Origin of the sequence: Nostoc sp. CALU 1950 (assembly GCF_051172895.1) — a bacterium.
Classification (GTDB): Bacteria; Cyanobacteriota; Cyanobacteriia; order Cyanobacteriales; family Nostocaceae; genus Nostoc; species Nostoc edaphicum_A.
This window is the reverse complement of record NZ_JBDNJQ010000003.1, coordinates 60386-77926: the sequence shown is the minus strand read 5'-3', so window position 1 is coordinate 77926 and position 17541 is coordinate 60386. Positions and strand designations below refer to the sequence as shown.

At 40.0% G+C, this 17541-nt stretch carries 16 protein-coding genes; 14 read left to right on the top strand and 2 right to left on the bottom strand.

The window, feature by feature from the left end:
• The first annotated feature begins 322 nt into the window (after nucleotides 1-322).
• Entirely contained in the window at nucleotides 323-457 is a 135-nt protein-coding gene (locus ABF638_RS01655; protein ID WP_267894960.1) for a hypothetical protein, read from the top strand.
• A 1080-nt stretch (nucleotides 458-1537) separates the two neighbouring features.
• Nucleotides 1538-2233, top strand: coding sequence for a hypothetical protein (locus ABF638_RS01650; protein ID WP_435019681.1), 696 nt, complete (start codon nucleotides 1538-1540; stop codon nucleotides 2231-2233).
• A gap of 63 nt (nucleotides 2234-2296) precedes the next feature.
• On the opposite strand, the gene ABF638_RS01645 is transcribed toward ABF638_RS01650, so the two are convergent.
• A complete protein-coding gene (locus tag ABF638_RS01645; protein WP_181154566.1) occupies nucleotides 2297-2461 on the bottom strand; it encodes a hypothetical protein in 165 nt (54 codons plus the stop codon).
• Nucleotides 2462-2863: 402 nt separating this feature from the next.
• Here ABF638_RS01645 and ABF638_RS01640 point away from each other — a divergent pair, with 402 nt between their 5' ends.
• On the top strand, nucleotides 2864-3424 hold the full coding sequence (locus ABF638_RS01640; RefSeq protein WP_435019679.1) for a hypothetical protein: 561 nt from the start codon (nucleotides 2864-2866) through the stop codon (nucleotides 3422-3424).
• Between the two features lie 111 nt (nucleotides 3425-3535).
• Here ABF638_RS01640 and ABF638_RS01635 read toward each other — a convergent pair whose 3' ends face one another.
• Nucleotides 3536-4177 carry a hypothetical protein gene (locus ABF638_RS01635; RefSeq protein ID WP_435019677.1) on the bottom strand — a complete coding sequence of 214 codons (642 nt, stop codon included), beginning with the start codon at nucleotides 4175-4177 and terminating at the stop codon, nucleotides 3536-3538.
• A 345-nt stretch (nucleotides 4178-4522) separates the two neighbouring features.
• Here ABF638_RS01635 and ABF638_RS01630 point away from each other — a divergent pair, with 345 nt between their 5' ends.
• The 11 genes from ABF638_RS01630 to ABF638_RS01580 all read left to right on the top strand — a co-directional run bounded on the left by ABF638_RS01630 (nucleotide 4523) and on the right by ABF638_RS01580 (nucleotide 17525).
• Nucleotides 4523-6148, top strand: a complete 1626-nt coding sequence (locus ABF638_RS01630) for an ATP-binding protein (protein ID WP_435019675.1) — start codon at nucleotides 4523-4525, stop codon at nucleotides 6146-6148.
• 3 nt (nucleotides 6149-6151) lie between these two features.
• A complete protein-coding gene (locus tag ABF638_RS01625) occupies nucleotides 6152-6667 on the top strand; it encodes a DUF192 domain-containing protein (RefSeq protein WP_435019673.1) in 516 nt (171 codons plus the stop codon).
• A 277-nt stretch (nucleotides 6668-6944) separates the two neighbouring features.
• On the top strand, nucleotides 6945-7550 hold the full coding sequence (locus tag ABF638_RS01620; protein WP_435019671.1) for a hypothetical protein: 606 nt from the start codon (nucleotides 6945-6947) through the stop codon (nucleotides 7548-7550).
• A gap of 169 nt (nucleotides 7551-7719) precedes the next feature.
• Entirely contained in the window at nucleotides 7720-8031 is a 312-nt protein-coding gene (locus tag ABF638_RS01615; protein WP_435019669.1) for a hypothetical protein, read from the top strand.
• A gap of 318 nt (nucleotides 8032-8349) precedes the next feature.
• Nucleotides 8350-11172 (top strand): hypothetical protein, encoded by a 2823-nt coding sequence (locus tag ABF638_RS01610; protein WP_435019667.1) that lies wholly within the window; start codon nucleotides 8350-8352, stop codon nucleotides 11170-11172.
• 2 nt (nucleotides 11173-11174) lie between these two features.
• Nucleotides 11175-11885 (top strand): hypothetical protein, encoded by a 711-nt coding sequence (locus ABF638_RS01605; protein ID WP_435019665.1) that lies wholly within the window; start codon nucleotides 11175-11177, stop codon nucleotides 11883-11885.
• Between the two features lie 54 nt (nucleotides 11886-11939).
• A complete protein-coding gene (locus ABF638_RS01600) occupies nucleotides 11940-13058 on the top strand; it encodes a hypothetical protein (protein ID WP_435019663.1) in 1119 nt (372 codons plus the stop codon).
• Between the two features lie 132 nt (nucleotides 13059-13190).
• Complete coding sequence (locus ABF638_RS01595) at nucleotides 13191-13982, top strand: hypothetical protein (RefSeq protein WP_069074533.1); 792 nt, start codon at nucleotides 13191-13193, stop codon at nucleotides 13980-13982.
• Nucleotides 13979-15565 (top strand): TrbI/VirB10 family protein, encoded by a 1587-nt coding sequence (locus tag ABF638_RS01590; RefSeq protein ID WP_435019660.1) that lies wholly within the window; start codon nucleotides 13979-13981, stop codon nucleotides 15563-15565. Before ABF638_RS01595 ends, ABF638_RS01590 begins: the two co-directional genes overlap by 4 nt.
• On the top strand, nucleotides 15562-16314 hold the full coding sequence (locus tag ABF638_RS01585; protein WP_435019658.1) for a hypothetical protein: 753 nt from the start codon (nucleotides 15562-15564) through the stop codon (nucleotides 16312-16314). Before ABF638_RS01590 ends, ABF638_RS01585 begins: the two co-directional genes overlap by 4 nt.
• Nucleotides 16311-17525, top strand: a complete 1215-nt coding sequence (locus ABF638_RS01580) for a hypothetical protein (RefSeq protein WP_435019656.1) — start codon at nucleotides 16311-16313, stop codon at nucleotides 17523-17525. The genes ABF638_RS01585 and ABF638_RS01580 overlap by 4 nt, the downstream gene beginning before the upstream one ends.
• The last annotated feature ends 16 nt before the right edge of the window (nucleotides 17526-17541 follow it).

The following is a 17541-nucleotide window of genomic DNA, read 5'->3' as shown; positions in this document are numbered from 1 at the left end:
ACCGTTTCCCTTTCCCTGTTCACGGACAAAGTGAAAATTGTGGCAGTTTGTCAAAAGAGGCAGGGGAGCGGGGAGCTATTAGCTGGGGGGAAGTAGTAACGGATCTTGTACTCCGACCAATCGAGAACGAGAGAGGAAGGGCGGGGCTTGATACCCATGTTCAGCTCCGCTTCACGGCTTCGGGGCTTTCTATTGCTCCCCCTGCCCCCTGCCCCTCCGCCTCTTCGGTCAGCAACAGAATACCCCCGTCACCTGTAGCCAGAACGGTGTACTAATGCTGTACTATTCCCCTGCCATTTAAGCGCACTGGAGAAAAAGCCGATTGCCATTTGGGACTGCCATCGCTCGTGCTGCACAAGCAATAATCACCTTTATCATGATGAGCGATCGGTTGACTCAATCACTCTTCGTCCCAGTTTACCTAGCCACTACCTTTCTTCATGCCATTGGGCTATAGCCCAATGGCACTAAGTTAATCGCAAAGCCCTGATATAACTTGCTTTTTGAGTGTGGGAAGTGTGGGGAGAAAGAGGAGAAATTGAATAACTGCATATCAACAAATGCTGAATTGCCTCCCCATCCTCCCACACCCTGCCAGCAAAGAGGTTTCAGCTTTTCTTAGTGCCATTCGGCTATAGCCAATGCCCCTATATTGAAAAACCTAAAGATAGGTGAAAAAAATAAACTAAAAATGGCTTTATAGTTAATAAGTGATATAAGAATTTAAAGAGCATACTCTTAACAGTTAATTAACTACACAAATATGACAGGTGTAGGTTTGGGTTAAAGAAAACGGGCAAAGGTGCTTATTTTAAGAAACTTGTACAAAATTCTTCCCTGCTTCTGTTGCTTTCATGCCAAATCAAGCTTAGGCACAAGCCTTGAAAAAAGATACCAGCCGTCACAACCAAGATCCACGCTACACAACGAATAAACTCGAAACACGGCTGGTATCTTTTTTTTGCGGTCTCCCCTTATCGGAATAGCCCGCTATTTAATCGCTATCACGCCATAAAACTATAGAGTCATTTTAAGTTTATTTTTTGAGAGTGGTTTGATTCCTCTATAAAAAATTCTTCAAAAAACGGACGGGTAAAACTTGCTCCCCAAAAACTCAAACTTTTCTCCGATGCGTTTGGACACTAATTATTTAAAACTGACAACTAATTCTTTAATGGACACCAGGGCTTAAAAGCAGGGGCAACTTTTAGAGACGCTATGCGTAGCAAGATCCCCGTAGGTGTACAGACTTACTGTACTGTATGCAATTATTGCTTTCTTACTCAGCAATCTAACTAGGTACTCAGCACTGTTTCGATGAGCAAAAATTAGATAAAGCAATCCTGCAAGTGTTTAAGCCTGAGATAATTTTTGATCGCCAATGGTAGCCGTTGGCAGTAGCATCTCTTTACAAAAACCATTGCTTGAAGATGCGCTGACACATTTGGCGATGATACTATCAAGGTAATTCATCATGATGAATTACACGATTTAATAAGCGTGAGCAGTCCAAGTTTACCTAGATGATACGCTTTCCATGAGCAATACAGGGCGGAAAAAAAAATTAGCATCTTTCAACTGTGACCAAAGGAAGTGGGAGCAGTTTATCGCCTGTTGCAACTCGAAAGGCACAACAGCAACAGCCACGCTGCTCGAATTTATCGAACTCTACTTAGGCGATTCCCAAGATCAGGTTGATGCAATAGGTGGTAACGATTTAGACGAACGCCTAGATTCAAAGATTAAGGCAAGTGTAGAGAAGTACTTGGTTGAGAGTAATAAAAATCACAGCAGTCCGACTAATGAAACGATAAGAGCTATTTGCGAAAGACTTGATAAGCTCGAGTCAGAGTTTTCAAATGAATCTAATAGCAACCAAACCACAGCAATTGATAATCTCGCCAATTTAGAACAAAAAGTGGAGAGAATGGCAGCTCGAATGACACAGTTGGCTGAGGCGATCATTAAAATTCAAGACTATCTCAACAACCAACAAAAGCGGGGCCAAAAATCGTACTACAACAATTCATCCTATCCTGGGCAAAGTCCGCGAATGCAACCGTTAACTGAAGAAGGTTTGGCCAAGAGGCTTGGTGTAAGTGAGGAAACTGTACGCAAGGAGCGAATTAATCTTCCCCCACCGCTTTTTGTAGCATGGTGTAAGAACAAGGATAGAGCAGGGTTGGGATGGGAATTTAACCAAAATACGGGATTCTATCAGCCAGCAAGTTAGTATTTTGATTAATTTCAACTTATCGCGGCGAATGTGCGCTCTGCTGTTGCCAATTTTAATTTTTTAAAATGTGATTATTTCACAACCTTCAAGCAATTCGTCATAAACAGTTAGTTGTTGTGTTTTTAAGTGGTTTGGCAATGAATCATCATCAAAGGTCAAAGTAACAATATGAGTATTTTTGAGACTAAGAGATGATTTGCTGATATCGGTTATTGCCGCACTCATGCCGCTTCTCTTTACCGATCAGATACTTCACCGATTGGCCGATCTTTAACTGTGTTGCTGGAATACCCATAGATGTTAAAAGTGTAAGTTAAGCAGTAGTCTGGTTGGATGCTCCCGGCTTAAGCGCCCACGCCCAGGCGATGGCGTAACCGCCCACTGTAGGTGATCGCTGTTTGTAAGTTGGACAGTGAGTTGACCTGCGCTTTGTTTGCCTGTATCGACACAATGCATTCATCTGACTAAGCAACAAGAGTGATTCCCACAGATGCAAATATATAACAAGCGAACAAAAAACCCCAACCTCAGCAAAAGGTTTGGGGAATAAATTTTTTAATATAGTTACATCTTCATCATGGCACAACTTCATATTCTTTCAACTACTGTTCAGGCAGAGGTGGATTGGTGAACAAACTACCTCGCAAAGGCAAAAAAGCCACCATCTCTGCATCCAGCGACGGCACACCACTAAATAACCAAGACCTTGAAGAAAACCCAGCTACAGCTACAATTACCGTAAGCTCAGTCGAAGTGCCGGAGTTGACTGAGGATGAGTCGAGCGATCGCTTACACCTAGAACGACAAGTAGAAAAAGCATTTTACCTTGCAGGGAAGGCGTTGGTGGAATTACGAGACAGAAAGCTTTATCGTAGCACGCACAAAACCTTTGAGGACTACTGTCGAGAACGTTTTGGTTTTGAGCGTCGTTATCCGTACAGGTTAATGGAAAGTACGGTAGTCGTAGATAATCTCATGAAAATGTGTCCTAATAGGACACAAAATGATTCAGGAGCGGACACATCTACCCCAGACTCTAGTGAAGGACAAGTTTTACCAATCAACGAATATCAGCTACGACCTTTGATTCCGTTAGAGCCGGAAGTTCAAATAGAAGCGTGGAAGCAGGCAGTGGAGCAGGCGGGTGGTAAAGTCCCAAGTGGTAGAATTAAAATTCAATTTTCTTAAACACACGAAGCTGCAACCCTACCCCCAATCAAGATAGCCCAGACGAGGTTTCACGTTTTCTTCGTGCCATTCGGACTTGACCCCAATATTAGTTAAACTGAAAGAGAGTTCCTAATTAGCTTTCTTCCACTCATCAAATGATTGACAAGCTTTCCCTGTAGGAATTAGTCCATTGGAGGATACACCAAAATTTGTAAGAGTTGCATTTTCTATTTGTGCATTTGCGACAGCATCTCGCAATATATTCTCTTTTTCCTGTTTTGGCACGATTTCTATTTTCGCATCTTTAGGTTGAGGATTACTGCCTTTCTTTAGTGGAAATTCTCTGACAACATATAATTGCTCTTGTTTAGCAGTACCTGATGCAAGACATCCCCTAGATTTGACAAAAAGAGTTGAGTCCGATGAAATATCAGCAAAGAAGCTAGGCTTAGTGATAAACTTTATTTCTCCAGCAGGGCCCCATACATAAATGGGTGTTTGGAAACCTTGAGTAGGAATATCTTTAGTTTCATCACAGCCCAAATTTATTTTTCTATTTAAATCTACGCCAGCATTCCCACAAACTTTCCAAGTTACTTTGTATAAATCAGGCGTACTCTCGACAAACTGTTTGAACTTTTGCTCTCGCTCTGCTTCTACTGCTTTTTGAGCAGAAGCAGCTTTTTGTTCTGGTGATTGGCATGAAGACACTCCCAAACTTAACAGGAAAGCAAGTACATAAATCTGGTTTTTGTTAAGATTGAATCTCATAAAAACACCCAACTCAGCATAATATTTTGTCACTATTTTAGCAGTTAATTAAGGTTAAAAATCAATTTCATTAAATATATTTGCTTGATTTATGGATAGATATAGCAAATAGTAAATATGAAAAACAATTGAGATTTAAATACTAATATAACTTGCAGTTTACTGATCATATAGCAGTGAATTTAAGTAAAATTGCTCACTTAGACAATGCGGATAAGTTAAGAAAGAATGGCATATTGTAGTCAAAAAGCAAGAGGTAAAAGTACTGTATTTTTCAATACTTTTATCTGTAGAAAGAATTTTTCACAACTTTTATGATCTGGATGAACTTCACCTAAAAAACTGATGAATACTGGGCTGATAGAGCAAGTATTTGAGCTGATAAAACTAAAAAATCCTTTGATTGCGGTAGAATCTCCACTGCAAGAGAGGCTTAGATTTTTAACAAATCTGGCGAGGATGTGTGCTTACCAGAATATTAACTGTTATTTGTGGACACTGGAAGATGACCATCTGCATCAGTTGCTTTGCAATGGGCAAGACTTAAACCTTTTGCCAGTAGCTGAATATCAAGCCAACGCTAAAAATAGGCGAGAAGATTATTTTGAGATTTTGCGGTTCTGGAAAACTACCCACTTAGAAGGAATTTTGATAGTAGAGGGTATATTTCCCTGGATTGGTACAGGAACAAGCGATCCTGATTTCTTTTTGACTAGCGAGTGGATCAAGTCTGCCTTGATTAATTTAAAGCTTTATAACACCAGTTCAAACAAAACAGCCCTATTACTGGGGTCAAATGCCAGTCTGTCATCTGACATTGCAGCACTTGCGCCGACAATAGTTCAACAACTGCCAACAGAGGAGGAAATCAGCGATTACTTAGCATCAATACTTCCCACAGAGGTAAGCGAAGAGGAAATCAAGGAAATAGCTCAAGCATCTGTAGGGATGTATATAGCAGATATTGAGTTTCTGATCAAAAGCGTGAGTAGGCTAGATAGTGAAAGTCATGGTCAAGAGTTGGTTAAAAAACTGTCTGCCTACAAAATCAACTTACTTAAGCGAGTTTACAACATAGAATTCTTGCAACCAGTGACAATTGCAGTCGGGGGTTTAGAACTGATGCAAGAAGCATTTAAGAAATACAAGCGGCTGCTCTCACCACTGGCGAGAGCTTATAATTTGCGATTACCCAAGGGAGTGTTATTAATCGGGCCACCAGGCACAGGTAAATCTCACTCAGCTAAAGCTTGTTCCCAGCAGATGGGAATACCATTAATGATCGTAGAGTGGGGTAACTTTCGCAGTTACGGCAACATGGCGGAATACAAACTCAAAAAATTATTGGCACTGGCAGATAGGATTAATCGTATAATATTATACTTTGACGACTTCGATAAGGGATTTGCGGGAGATGATGATTTATCACGAAGACTAGCGGGGATGCTGTTAACCTGGATGCAAGAAAGGACTAGTGATGTATTAATTATTGCTTCTGCCAACAACATTGAATGGCTACCACCAGAACTGACCAGAAGCGGGAGATTTGACGACATTTTTAAGGTGGATTTACCCAATAATGGGGAGCGACACTCAATTTTTAAAATTCACCTTGCCAGATTTGATTATCGGTTCCGTGATAGAGATGGGTTCAGTGATGAAGAATGGCGTAGACTGCTCAAAGCGACCCATCGCTGTGTAGGTGCGGAAATCCAAGCAATTGTGGAAAGGGCGGCTATCTCTACTTTTTGCCTGATGTTCACAGACGATGTTCCACCTATGGGTGAACTGCCGCCGCTAGAAATTAGACTTGAAGCATTATTGTCAGCAAGAAATAATATGAATCCTCTGGCAATCCGGGAAGCTGAACGGATTGAGGGTATGCGAAACAAAGCTGATTTACAAGGTTTACCGTCCAGTCCCCTTGACTCAAGTGTATATAGTGTCGGCAATGTCAATATTTTTGGTTAAATTATGCAATTAGTCAAAATTCCCACAACCATCGACTTATATGCTGCGGCTTACAAACTGTTAAATATTCTTGGCCCAATTGCGGGAATATCAATTATTGTCGCTTCAACAACTATCGCTTACTTGCAAACTCGTCCCCAGCATTTACCCATAACGCAGATGCTCACCTACAACAATCGCACATTCAAGTTGGAAGTAGCCACCACACCTGTTGAATTAAAGAAGGGGTTGAAGTTTCGCAATCATTTGCCCAGCGATCGCGGGATGTTGTTTAATTTGGGCAAGGAGTATAAAGCTGTCCCCTTCTGGATGGAGGGGGTTAAAATTCCTTTGGACATCATTTTTATAAAAGACAATGTGGTGACGACAGTTATTTACAAGGCTCCACCCTGTGCAAAAAATCCTTGTCCAATTTACAAGGGTAGTGTTGCTACTCAGGTTTTAGAACTGCCCTCTAGTACTGTTAAAATTCAAGTCGGCGACAAGCTCAACATCCAGCCGTTATCGGTTCCATACTGATGAGAAAACCAACAAAGGGAAAAAAGTCAATAGGCAATCTGGCGCTTATTTCTCTAAATTTCATCAATGAATATAAAATTGTATACCTATATAATTTTAAATACTGATAATAAACAGCTATAACATCTATATAAGCAGTCTACTTGCTAGATTTGCTGTAAAATAGATTGTATTAAATATTCTATGTAGGCAAAGGTACGGTTTTTTTTAGTACTTTGGTTTGTAGGTTTTGTGGGTGAAAACCCGAATAATATGCGTATCGTTTTAGGAGAACGAAATGCATACTTACGGCAACGAGACTGAAAGGTTTGTTAATACCGATACTGCTGCTGTACTGGCTTCAGAAAAAAAGAACAGCACGATAACAAATAGTACACTAGTACTAATGGGAGCGACGGGTGCGGCAATGATCGTGTCGATGTCAGTCCATAACATCCTCTTAGGTGGATTGATGATTGCTACGGCGATCGCTATAGCACTACCAAAGCAATCTCAAGCTCTGTTGACTAATTTTGAGCAGATACAACGCAAGTATGGAGTCAATCTTTATGCGGTGTTGTTTACGATTTTGACGGTTGTTTGTCTACTTGACTTTGCTTCCTCGCCAGCCGATGCACAGTTTTTTAACACTGCTCAAACCTGGATGACTAATACCTTTGGTAATGCTGGGAACGGACAAACACAAGCAGTTGTAGCATTGTTCTTCAACGTATTAAGGGGTCTGTTCTTACTCTACGTAGGCATCAGCCTAGTCCGGGTTGTTCAAGCGGCCCGCAACGATGAAGATTGGCAAACATTAGCCAGAACTCCATTAATTATTGTCCTTTCAGTTTTTGTAGGAGATTTAGTTACTGGCTTGATTGTTGGTGGAGGTGCGGCATAACCAACAGTAAACAGTTATCAGTAGAGAGTGATGTATTTATCTGCATCGTCAGAGTCCCCCATTTCTCACTCATTAGTAGGTAACAGTTAGGGTCAAACTATTTGACTGAAACTGTGATAACTGATAACTGATTTAATACAGTCTTTTCATGCTGAAATAGTTTGAGATCATGAAAAATGAAAATAAATTTCGGACTGTAAATAGAATTTTGGGAGACAGACCCAGATTAGGCCCATTTCCCGCCGACCAAATTTTTCCTTGGTCAGTAATAGGAGTAGTGAATGTATTTGTTGTTTCTTATACATTTCAAGCTGGATGGTTAGCAACTGGATTAAGTATTGCTTGGGGATGGGCAACATGGTGGGTAGTTTCTACGAATAAAGATTTTTTGGGAAAATTTATCGGCGTACCACGAATTAGTAGAGGTTATATGCCTTTTAAAACATTGAAAAAGAATACAAAAATCAGAATTAAAAGGTAACAGGGAACAGAGGAATCCCCAGAATTAAAGAAGTAGGTTGAGAGTCAAAATTCACTCCGTCAGGGGCGATGCCCTGAGCTTGTCGTAAAGCCTGCGGCATAGCTACGCTTAGGGCGTAGCTTCTCCAAGAGTTGGATCATAATTCAGGAATGTAATAGACCGAAAAAGCGGTGCTTCGTAGCATCTCCGGCTCTGCTCCTGAATTCTTCTTGAATTTCTCATTTTCTATCGTTCCCACTTAAGAGTTAAGAGTTCCCTGTTTTGTAACAGTAAATAATTTGAATCATCCACCAATCGTAGATAATTTGTACCTTCATAATGAAAACTCCGAAACAATCTAAATATCCAGACAAATTAGGTAAGAAAAAATTAGAAAAAGAGCAAATTGAGTTTGCTAAAGTCTTGACTCCCTTTGAGGACATTATTCATTTAGCAGGGATTTGCAACTTGAATTTAGGCGGGAGAAAAGGCATAGGTGCATTGATTCTCAAAAGAGGCGAATCTATTCAGATTAAATTTTGTTTTGATTGTTTAGGGATTCATCCGAATTTAGCCAATGAACAAATATTACCGATATTCGAGGGGATAGAAGCCGGACTTAAGGAAATCCCAGAGCAAGAATCAATGACCATACATTTTGGTTCATTTACTTCGGATTATGAACGGCAACAAGAACTTAAGCAAATTGAGAATACTTGTTCAGTCGAACAACTTAAACTCTTGATTCGTAGTGAAAGATTACGAATCAAAGGATTAACCAAAAGTGGAATCCGAAAAAACAAATTCTTGAGGTTATGGTGTACTTATACTGTTGCTTCTGATGAGTCACGAAATCAAGATTTTGTTGAGTCTATTATTAAACAATTGGAGAAATTATGGTACAAATTTACTGGAGAGATTCACTACATTAATAATACCAAGATTGAAAATATTCTGCAAAATTCATTTAATGATGGTTTTCAATCATGGGAGAATTTGCTTAGTAATAAGATGAAATTAGGGATTAAAGCTTTGAGTCCTGAAGAACTCTGGACGGTAATCTGGCAGCAATTTAACCATTCTCCACCAACAGCAATCCCAAATCCCTTAAAAATAGATGAAATAAATGGACTAATTGAAACCCAAACAAGTGATTTTCACATCCGGCATCATTTACTAGAAGATGAGCAGTCTTTACCATTTTTGGATCGTCAATGGGTAAAAATCCAAGATAAATATATTGGAGCGCTGAATTTTAGTCAAAAACCAGGGGGCTGGATAGACGAACAGGGACAACTAAGATATCTCTGGTCACTGATATCTAGAGATAGTATTTTCGATACTGAAATCATCTGTCAAGTTACGAAAGCTAACCAAGGAATCACAAAAACTAATCTGCAAAGGCTAACTAAACAATCGATTACTTCTACGACATTATCCAGTGATAAAGGTAATATTGATGTCAAGTCGGGACTGAATATTGAGTCAGCAGTAGAAGCCCAAAAGACGATTTACAAAGGAAATGTTGTCGTACACACGGCTGTAGTTTTTCTGGTACACCGTCAATCAACACGCTCTTTAGATGAAGCTTGCCGTTATCTTGCGAGTTACTTCTTGCGTCCGGCGGCAGTTGACCGAGAAATAGAATACGCTTGGAAGACATGGTTGCAGTGTTGTCCATTTGTTTGGGAACCACTGTTAACCAAGCCTTTTAACCGCAGACTGCCATATTTTAGTTCGGAAGCACCAGGGCTGATGCCATTGATTTGCACAGCCACAGGAGATCGGACTGGGTTTGAGTTAATTGCAGAAGAGGGCGGAACACCTGTATATCTAGACTTGTACCAAAATCACAAGAATCTAGCTGTTTTCGGTGCAACTCGTTCGGGGAAATCAGTACTGGTAGCTGGAATTCTTACACCAGCACTTGCCCAAGATATCCCAGTTGTCGCTTTAGATTACCCCAAACCAGATGGTACATCTACCTTCACTGACTACACTAATTTGTTGGGGAAAGACGGGGCTTACTTTGATATTTCTAAAGAATACAACAATCTTTTTGAGTTACCGAATTTGCAAGGGCTAGAACCAGAAATTATCAATGAAAGATTGAATGATTTCAAGGAATTTTTGAAATCGGTGCTGATGACAATGGTGATTGGAACTAGCATGGTTGGGGTTAGTCCTGGGATGATTACCAATATTGAGTCAATCATTGCTTTAACATTAAAAATATTTTTCAACGATGATGAAATCAAAATGCGCTATAAGTTAGCGCTCTTATCAGGAGTGGGAACTAAGGCATGGGCAGAGACTCCAACACTGCAAGACTTTTACAAATACTGTTCCCCAGCCTTTATTAAATTAGATTCTATTGCCAGTAACAGTCGAGACATCATGGAAGCTTTAGAACAAATTCGACTGAGACTTAATTACTGGTTAAGCACAAGAGTTGGACAGTCCATTTCTCGCCCTTCTAGTTTTAGAACTGATGCAAAATTACTTGTTTTTGCATTAAGAAATTTATCAAGTGAAGCGGATGCAGCCATCTTAGCTCTGAGCGCTTATGCTGCTGCACTCAGACGAGCGTTAGCATCGAAAGTCAGTATCTTCTTCCTCGATGAAGCACCAATCTTATTTCAATTTGAATCAATTGCAGATTTGATTGGTAGATTGTGTGCAAATGGTGCAAAAGCGGGAATTCGCGTAATCCTATCTGCCCAAGAGCCAGAGAGTATTTATCAAAGCAAGGCAGCATCTAAGATTTTTGCAAATATTGGGACTAGATTAGTCGGGAGGATACAAACCTCAGCAGTAGACCCCTTCATAGATAGATTTAAATATCCTGCCGAAATCATTCGGGTTAACAGTACAGAAGCTTTCTATCCTCAAAAATCGGGGATTTACTCTCAATGGTTGCTTGATGATAACGGTAAGCTCACTTTCTGCCGTTATTATCCTGCACACTGTTTACTGGCATCTGTTGCTAACAATCCCCATGAGCAAGAATTGCGGACTCTTTTTCTGAAAAATTATCAAGATAATCCTTTGTTAGGAATGGTCAGGTTTACTGAGGATTATATCGAAATGATTCGGTCAGAAGAATTATCTGAGGAAGCTAAAAAACTGATGTTTCAATTACAAAAAACAAAGGTAGCATAACCATGAAGAATCGTCAAAAAGTTGCTGTACTACTTTCTGCTACTGTAGTAAGTTTATTACTAGCTACACCCAGTTATGGATTAGTCATTAGTGATTTTTTTAGCTCTATAATTGATGATATTAAAGGTGAAGTAAGTCAGATCCAAACTTGGACAAAATCGCAAATAGATCAGAGTTGGGCTGGGATTAAGGAAGATGCTCAAGCTGCAATTGATAATACTGTCGGAGAGATGGGAGCGCCAGATCCGATTGCTAGTAGCGATGAACTCAAAAATCGGATTGCTGATACTTACTCTTTACCAGTCGCTAAGGAAAAGGGGCAAGATTTAGAGCGAGAACTCACAAGAGCTTCAATCATCAGTGTTGTAGGTAAAACTGGGCAAGCAGATACGTCTCAAAAAATAGAGAAAACAACACAAATAGCTCAAGACGCAAAAACCATTGCTGACCAGGCTCAAGACATGGATGCTTCTCAAAATGTCCTGAAAGCGATCGCCGCTCAAAATGGCCTGGTGGTTTCCATGTTGGCACAACAGCGCACTGATTCATTGCAAGCAAGGCAGGATAATTCATACTCCAATCTCATGCTGACTCAAGTCGCAGAAAACACAGCAAATGCACGCAAAAAACAAGATTTGAATGAATTAGGTACTCTTTCTTTGACTCATGAACTTATCGGTATATCTCGTTTAGATCCAACGCAAGAAAATTAACCAGGAGAGGAAACTCTTAACATCTTCCTGATTCCTTATCATCAATTCACCCTTATGCTTTCAAAAAATTACTTATTCGCTCAATCTCAGTTTGCTGGTGCAGATTTACTTGAACAAGCAAGTAATACAGCAGATTTTATTGCTCAAGGTTTTAATCAGACTTGGGAAGAAACTATCACAGGTGATTTATATGCTGCTATGTGCAAAGTCGGTGTATTATTCGCCGTTGCAACATTTGTTTTTTTCATGGTTGAGTGGACAAAGAAAATGCTCTTAGGTGATGAACAACGTGCATACACAGATTTTATTTGGGTGTTGATAGTTATAGTACTCCTAGCAAATAATGGCAAAGCTTTAGGAGCAGGTACTCTCGGAATCAGAAATTACATTAACAATACAAACCAATACATGCTAACACGTACAGCAAAAGGTATTGATTTAAGAGCTGCATATCAAAAAGCTTTGGGTGTAGAAGCGGTGCGTGGAGCTATTGCGAAAGAAATAGAAAATTGCAAAACCTCGTCTTTGAGTCCAGAAGAATCTGTTAAATGTTTATCGGACGCTAAGAATAGACTTCAACAAGACTATCCGAGTTATTTTACTGGTGAAAGCGGCCCGTTTTCGTGGGTCATTCAAAAAATAGACAGAATTATTCAAGCTCCAATAGAGGCAATTAAAGGTGGGGCTAATCCTATACAAGTAATACTTTCCCCTTTCAGTGCTTATATTGGTTCTTCGGTCATCGAAATTGTTTCGATTGTACTGATTGGGTTGAACGGAGCTTACCAATGGGCGATTGAACTAACGATGTTGTTAACAGCACTTCTCGGCCCTTTAGCTGTAGGTGGTTCTTTGTTACCTTATGGTGGAAAAGCAATTTTTACTTGGCTTACGGGTTATTTCGCTGTAGGAATGGCAAAACTTTGTTTCAACGTAATTGCCGGATTAGCCGGACAATTGATTGCTACTTCTAGAGCAGATCAACCTCTATTCTTTCTTTTTACAATTGGGATTTTTGCTCCTTTCTTAGCAACTGGATTAGCGGCTGGTGGTGGTTTAGCTGTACTTCAACAAATCAACAAAGCGGCTGAAACCTATAGCACAATCGCTATTGATGCTACTAAAGCTATAGCAACATCTGGTGGCAGTCTAGTATCAAAATTCAGTAGATAGAGGGAATAGGTAGAGCCGATTAGTTTTTTACTTCGAGAAGAGAGTCGAATGATTATTGCTCTTATTAAAAAGCTACAATCATGAACTTTGTTACTGTTCCCTGTTCCCTGTTCCCTCTTCAACAAACCGACAATGTTTAATACAAAGAATGGTACAAAGGCGAAACCAGAGCCGTTACAGCTTCTGCAATATAACAAATCTGTCCCAACTAGAATCGGAATAATTTCACTGGCTGGGTTTTCGATGGCTTTGTTCTCTTTATTACTACAAATCCTTAATTATGGGGCAGTCAGTAGTTTAGGTAAAAAGCAGTTAGCGCTAGTACAATTGTCATCAGGAGAATCAGTCGTTGCACAAGCAGTAGAGCCGAATGAACGCTCAGATGAAGTTATTAAAAAGTTTATTTCTAACACATTTATCAAGATGTTTAACTGGGATGGACTTGTTCAAACTTTTAATGAAAAAGGAGAACCCATTACTAAACAAGATGCTGGTATAGATGTAGGTAGAACTGAACGTTCTAATGGCAGAGTAACTACTTCTTCTTATGAAGCTGCTTATGCAATCAGTGAAAAGCATGATTTTCGGACAGCATTTTTGCGTAAGCTAGCTCAAATGACCCCAGCAGGGGTATTTAACGGTGATACACAAGTATCTTTGATTCCCCGCTTCATTTCATCACCTCGCAAAATTAAAGATGGTCAATGGTCAGTAGATTTAGTAGCTACTCTCGTTACTTTTACAAGAGTTGATAATGCAGGCAAAGGTATACCCTTTAACAAAACTATTACTGTAGAAGCCATTAGTACACCGCAAAACATCCCTAATGATACTACTGCTCTGGCAAAGAAAATATATCAAGTCAGGCAAGCTGGATTAGAAATTACGCAAATCGTCGATTTAAATTTGGCTAACAGACAATGACAAATACTCATATTAATAGCTCATCAACTGTAGATGATTTTCTCCAAATAGATGATGATTTAAAATCTTCAGCAATGAGTTCAGATTCCAGCCCAAGGGAAATTACGTCAGAGCAAGAATTAGATAATCCATCAGTCACAACTAAACATACAGTAATTACTTCTCCCTGGTCAAGATTGTTGGTCATAGCACTCCCTTTTGGATTGACCTTCCTAGCTATATTTTGGCTGTTGAATGGGATTTTTAATCCTGATAGCCGCGATACTACTAAAACTATTGAAGAACCAAAGTCTTCAGAAACTAAAGAACAAGTTGAGCAAACAGATGGGGATGTTTACGCTAAGTTAGCGCTGAATCAGCAAGAAGATGAATTAAATAAGATTAATCAGAGTAAGCAGGAAGTTAAAGTTAATAATAAACCTGTGAGTGTTGCAGATTCACCACCAACACCAACAGCTACACCTGTTGCACAAACACAAAGTTATAGCCCTAGACGATATTACGTTCCGAGTAGAACTAACCCGACTATTTCATCACCACCTCGTAATCAAACATTGCCAAGAATTAGTAATCCTTTTAGGACTGTTACGCCGAAAACAGAAACGCCAACAGACGTGATAGCTGAATTTAATCGACTTCGCAGCTTAGGATCTTACGGAAAAATCGCTTATACACCTACTTCAAATAACCAGCAGATATCAACAGAGGCGACATCCTTTCAAACACCGAATACAACAGAAATTAAAGTACAGCCACCCAATAGTGCTTATACAACACAGCAAACACGCCCTAACTTCTCTAACAGTACATCCACAGAAATTGAGAAAATTCGCCCTCGTTGGTTAGCCGATTCTAAATCTGATAAACAAATAGCAGATGGTAATTACTTGTCTCAAGAAAACCAAATTCTGCAACAGCGTAAAACTCGCTATTTAGTCGTTGGGGAATTCGCAAATGGTGTTTTAGTGACTCCAGTGGTCAAGCAGCAAAGCGAAAATACTCGCTTCCAACAACAGCAGGCTCCAGATGATAGTAAACGCTATGTTGCTAGATTAACGGCTGATTTACATGACAACTATGGAAATGTGGCAATTCATAAAGGCACTTTATTGGCCGTTGAACCCCTACAGGTTAATGGTGGCTCTTATGTAAGTGTGCAAGTCACGAGCATTATCAAAGATAACACTGAGTACCCAATTAGTAGCGGTGCAATTTCTGTATTAGGAGAAGGTGGGAAACCGTTGTTAGCTAAACAGTTCCAAGATAAGAAAGGGGGAGGTTCTGACTTGACTGTGGGATTAGTCAGTGGTTTGGGCCAAGTAGGAACAATCCTGAATCAATCTGATTCCAGTAGCAGTGTAATTAATTCTGCTACAGGGACATTTAGCTCTAGCACGACTTCAAACAGCCAGCGCAATATTGGCGGGGCATTCTTACAAGGTGCTTTTGGCAAGCTTAGTGACATCATTGCTCGTCGTGCAGAAACTTCTAACCAAGAAATGACCGCTCGTCCCAATGTTTGGTATATCCCACAGGGGACGAAGATTACGTTTTTGGTGAATCGTTCTCTGGAGTTGCCATGAAGAAGTTAAAACTCATGACAGCGCTCCAGCTTGGGGTTGCTGCTTTTTTGGCAATGTGTCTAGTTCCAGTCAAAACCTATGCTCAAAGTACAGTCCGCACTATAAAGCAATCTCAGGTTAGTGGCAGCACTGCCAAGCTGCAAAAAATTAAGGTCTGGAATGGCTCAGGCGTATCAATTTCATTTTATGAAGTCAATGAGATGGTGAAGCGGGTGTGGATTGACGATCCCTCGCAAGTTCTGATTGACACTGATGGTTGTTTAGAGGGAATCGACCAGAACTGTCAAAACAGTAGTGCTGGATTACTTCACTTACGCCGGATTAAAAAGCTTCCGGTTCCAGGACTGCCGCAAACAAGTGCAACTTTGCTTACAGTGATTACTCAAACTGCTTCTGGCTCGCGCAAAGTTTACCACTTTCAAGTTACCCCATCTAATTCCCGTCCTGAATATAGTCAAGTGTCAATTATTAACGACAAGCCATTTTCTCTAGTAGCTCGACCGAGATTATCGCCCTTAGTACAAACTATCAACACCATAAAACAAATCAGATCGGGGATGAGAGTAGCGATTAGTAATGGTTTGCTCTCTTCATCTGATGAACTTCACAATCGGATTGAGCAATTCTTGACTCATTTTCAAGCTGGAGAGCAAATGCCTATTGCTGCTGATCAGGCTGGTGTCTCACTTAAATTAGTTAACAAATTAGTCGAGCTTGGACAAAAAAACGGGACAGAGGGACAAATATGAAATTATCAAATCGTTCGCCCAAAATTACTTTTGACATGATTCGCTATTTAATACTGTTTGGATTGCTAGGAGGATTGTTTATTCACAGTTTTTGTCAGTATGGAATTATGAATCAGGTAATTGGATTTCTGCTGCCCAAAGCCTCAGCACAAGTCCCATTTGTCAGTAGCAACAATGGCTTGATTCCAGACTGGTCAAAAATGAAGTTTCAAGACATGATTGTATCTGAATCTGGTAATGTGACTTACCCAACTGACCGAGGTAATCAGACTAGAAATTGGCAAGCTGGACAAAGTATTGGCGATTTTATGGAGCTTGGGGATTTTGAAGATGCCAATCTGAATATTGAAAAGCTTACCCTTTCGAGGATATCTCAGGCATTAGCTATTGATTTAGATGGTTTAAAACTTGACGATTTTGGAATCATCAAAACTCAAACCCTTAGCGATTTAGTCAAAGCTATACCTGAATTAGCTAATCAATCAGCCAGCAGTGTAGCACCAATAGCTGACTTTTTTCGCCAAATGGGTATCAGCACTAATCAAAGAATTGGTAATGTTGCTAACTATTACAATTTAGATAATATCCCTCTCGGCAATGAAATTGATTTGTCTAAATACAAGCTGACATCGATTCCGGGGATTGAAAACTCATCATTTGATGAATTTGCTAATTGGCAAGATACTCTAATTTCAGACATCCCCGGATTGAAGGATTTATCTTGGAATAATTTTCCTAATGTGCCAGAGCCGGATCTTTCTTTCGTTGGTCAAGTAGATTTGCCATTGGGAGATATAGAAGCTAACCGGATTCGCAGCATTTCTGGCAGTTATCAAGAGGGTTTTAATGTCCCTTGCAATCAAAATAATTGCGTCCACTTTGAAGCTTCAGGTTTTGGGCAGACCACTGGAGCGCAATGGATTTCGGGTAAAGTCCAAAAAGTAAAAGGTGGCTATGGAATTTTAGCTGTAGCTAATGGTGGTCTTGAGCCAACAGGTCGTCATCCCTTTGGTAAATCATTTAAACAAGTTGTTTGGGATATAGATGAATCAAGCGGTTCCGTTAACACTGCTATGTTTTTCCGTTTCTGCAAGACTATTCCTTTTGTTGGTCGGACTTGTACTCCCTACTTTATTGGGCCAGTTCCGTTTATCAATTATCACGAAAAAGACCCAATTATTTTTGGTAGTCCCTCTACTGTTCCTAATTAACTATTCTTAATTCCTG